This window comes from Tahibacter caeni (genome assembly GCF_024609805.1).
Classification (GTDB): Bacteria; Pseudomonadota; Gammaproteobacteria; order Xanthomonadales; family Rhodanobacteraceae; genus Tahibacter; species Tahibacter caeni.
In genome coordinates, this window is sequence record NZ_JANFVR010000445.1 from 1 (window position 1) to 3,203 (window position 3,203).

The 3,203-nt window shown below is 62.2% G+C and carries 2 protein-coding genes and 1 pseudogene; all 3 read left to right on the top strand.

The window, feature by feature from the left end:
- Nucleotides 1-126 precede the first annotated feature (126 nt).
- Complete coding sequence (locus NON22_RS22320; RefSeq protein ID WP_257389200.1) at nt 127-1,866, top strand: KAP family P-loop NTPase fold protein; 1,740 nt, start codon at nt 127-129, stop codon at nt 1,864-1,866.
- The gene (locus tag NON22_RS22325) at nt 1,867-2,619 is read left to right on the top strand and encodes a hypothetical protein (RefSeq protein WP_257389199.1); all 753 of its coding nucleotides are present in this window, start codon (nt 1,867-1,869) and stop codon (nt 2,617-2,619) included.
- Nucleotides 2,616-3,203, top strand: a pseudogene (locus tag NON22_RS22330) (hypothetical protein); the annotation flags it as partial. The gene NON22_RS22325 and the pseudogene NON22_RS22330, both read left to right, overlap by 4 nt.

Consider the following 3,203-nt stretch of genomic DNA (forward strand, 5'->3'; position numbering starts at 1 on the left):
GGGCCAATCGGCAACATCCCACCCGCCGAAGCCGAAGCGAACTACTATCAGCAGCAGCGTGAGCTCGCCATGGCGGCGTGACTCACACCAACGAGTCTCCGGGATTCCCGGGGCGGTTCAGAAGTCATTGGCGATCCGAACATGCGTCCGGTGTCGGTCGGAATATTCGGGTCGTGGGGCACAGGGAAGTCCACCCTTCTGAATCTGATTGAGGCCCGGCTGTCTCAGGGCCAGGCCGGCAAGCAGAACGATTACCTGGTCATCCGCTTTGATGCGTGGCTGTATCAAGGCTACGACGACGCTCGGGCGGCCCTCATGGAGGTGATCGCCTCGGCTCTCCTCAAGGCAGCCAAGACCAACGATGGCCTGTTTGCGAAAGCCAAAAAGTTGTTCGGCCGCGTAGACAAGATCCGCGCGCTCGGCTTGGCCGCGGAGGGCGGTGCACTCGCGATGGGAATACCGATGTTTGGCTGGGCGAGCAAAGCCGTCGAAGCCGTCGGGAAGGTCGTTTCGGGGGAAGCAGCCGAAGAAGACGCGGACGCGATCAAAGAGGCCGGAAGCCAAATCAAGGCCAAGGCGGGCGGGCTGCTGAAGAAGGAAAAGAAGCCGTCTGCGCCCAAGGAGATCGCTGCGTTCCGCCGTGAGTTCCAGGCGATCCTCAAGGAGTTGGGAAAGACCCTGGTTGTCTTCGTTGACAACCTGGACCGGTGCTTGCCCAAGCAGACCATCCAGACGTTGGAAGCCCTGCGGCTCTTCCTGTTCATGAAAAGCACGGCTTTCGTCGTCGCTGCCGATGAGGAAATGGTCCGGCACTCGGTCACCGAGTTTTTCAAATCTCCGGGTGAGCGGCACGTTACCGACTACTTGGACAAACTGATCCAAGTGCCGGTGCGCGTTCCTCGCCTGGGCATCCCGGAAGTGCGTGCCTATCTCTTCCAGTTGATCGCTTCGTCCGGCGGCCACGTTACCAAGGAGCGCCAACAGAAACTCCACGAGGCGCTGGAACGCAACATGCGGTTGCTCTGGAAGGAGGAACCCATCACCGCGGAAGCCGCACTCGCCGAATTGGGCGACGGCGTCGCGCCCGAGATCAAGGAGGGTTTTGCCGTCGCCGATCGCATCGCGCCGATTCTGGCGGGCTCGAAGCTGGTCAACGGAAATCCCCGCATCGTGAAGCGGATGATGAACGTGGTCCGCATGCGCGCAAAAATTGCTCGCCTCCGCGAGATGCCCGTCAATGAGGCGTTGATCGCGAAGTTGGCGCTGTTCGAACGCTGTACCGACAGCGCTGCCATTCAACATCTCTACTCGGAGATCAACGAGGCTTCGGAAGGCATGCCCGGAGTCATCCGGGAACTGGAGTCATCGCTGGACAGCCCGGACAAGTTCAAGAAAGCCACTCCAGAGGCTTGGTCGAAGTGGGCGGCGTTTCTCTCCGACTGGTTGGGGCTTGAACCCAAGTTGGCCAACGTGGACCTTCGTCCTCTCGTTTACCTGAGTCGCGAAACCTTGCCGTTGCGCGCACGTACCGGTTCTTTGTCCGCAGCCGCCGCGGATGCCTTCAGGGCGCTCAAAGCGGCTCAAAGCATTTCGTCCGAGTCAGGCCGGGGAACCGCTGCGTCCATTCCGCCTGGCGAACAAGCGGCCGTTATGGCCGCCTTGATCGAGACGTTTCGCACGCACAGCGACTGGTCCAAGAAGCCGCCAGGCTTCGACGGAGCTCTCATCTTGGCGAACGTGTCGTCCGACGCTGGCGCCGTTCTCGACCAGTTCGTGCCCACCACGGCATCGAACGGCAAATTGCGGCCGTGGATGAGAGTGTTGCTCAAAGGTGCTGCGTGGTACTCGGGGGAAGGAGCCAAATAAATGGGCACGTCCACTTCAAGCCGCGGATCTGGGGGCAAGAGCCCGCTGGTTCCACCGTGGGCCGACACCGACGGAAAGGGACCCGGACCTGAGCCGCCCCCGAAGCGGTTCGGTCCGTTCCGGCGCCAGCTCGGTGAGTTCGTCTCGTCGGGCGACGGCGGCGCGTTGCGGAAGGCTTTGGGCCACTACGCGCGACAGGCAACCGGCGGGCGCACCGTGGGACCGCGGCGGTTTGGTTCCATGGTGCAGGTCGGCGGCGCGCTGTTCGACGCCCTCACCACGCTACAAACCGGTGCCATTCCGCCGGACCTGGAATTGGAGACGCTGGATGGCATCGACGTGGACGTCGCCATCCAAGCACTGGTGGAAGCGCTCCTGCCAGAAAACGGCGATGCGGAACGAATCCGGGTGGCCATCATCGAGGCGATGTCGGAGTGCTTGGAAGGGTTCGAGGAGTTCGACTTCACTAAGATCACGCACGACATGGTGGTCAAGGTCGTGGTCGCGTACTTGAGCGCCTGCGTGTTCGGCCAGGTGATGCTGGAATCGAACCGCGCTTTTTCCAAAGCGGCGGAAGCCGGACGTTTGGAACAGGCAGAGAACGACATGCGGTCGTTGGTCCGAGCGTCGGTGGACAAGCACCTCCATCCCGCCCTTGCTGGCCGCAAGCGGCTCAGCGGCAAGGATGTGGAACAGGCGCAACGCCGTGCATTGACCGAGGTTTGGACGGAATGGGAAGCCTACGAGTCATGAGCAAACTGACGTTCAAACGCGACATCGAGAAGGTGGCCACCTACAAAGGCAGCAGCATCCCGGTGGTCATGTACGGCAAACGGGCGCCGGCCGCGGACACGGGTTCCGTTGGTGGACCGGTTCTCGAAGAGCTTCGACGTCTGCGCGTGTCGGCCAACCGCCGCGCGTTCGACCTGCTTACGGTGGCCATGGCGGTCACCGCCGCCGATTCGTTCGTCTCCAAATTTCAGGCGGCCGATGGGTGGTCTCGGGAACTGTCCCTGCGGGTGCCGGTTTCCGATCCCGCTCCTTGGGCGGCTGCTGTTCCAACCTTGAAACGGGCTCTCGACTTTCTCAGCGGGGATCAGTGGGAGATCAACACAGTGGGGGGCGGCCCCAAGCCGCCGCCGCCGTACAAACGCCCCAGGAATTGGACGGACCTGAAGGGACACGATTGCGTCTGCCTCTTCTCCGGAGGTCTGGATGCGTATTTCGCCGATCGTGACCGGCCGTTTCGGTTGATCGTGACCGGGGGCTGCGGGGTGTTGCGCGTTGGTCAGATGGTAACCGAGGCGGTCACGATGCGTCGTCGTTCTTCGGCTTCT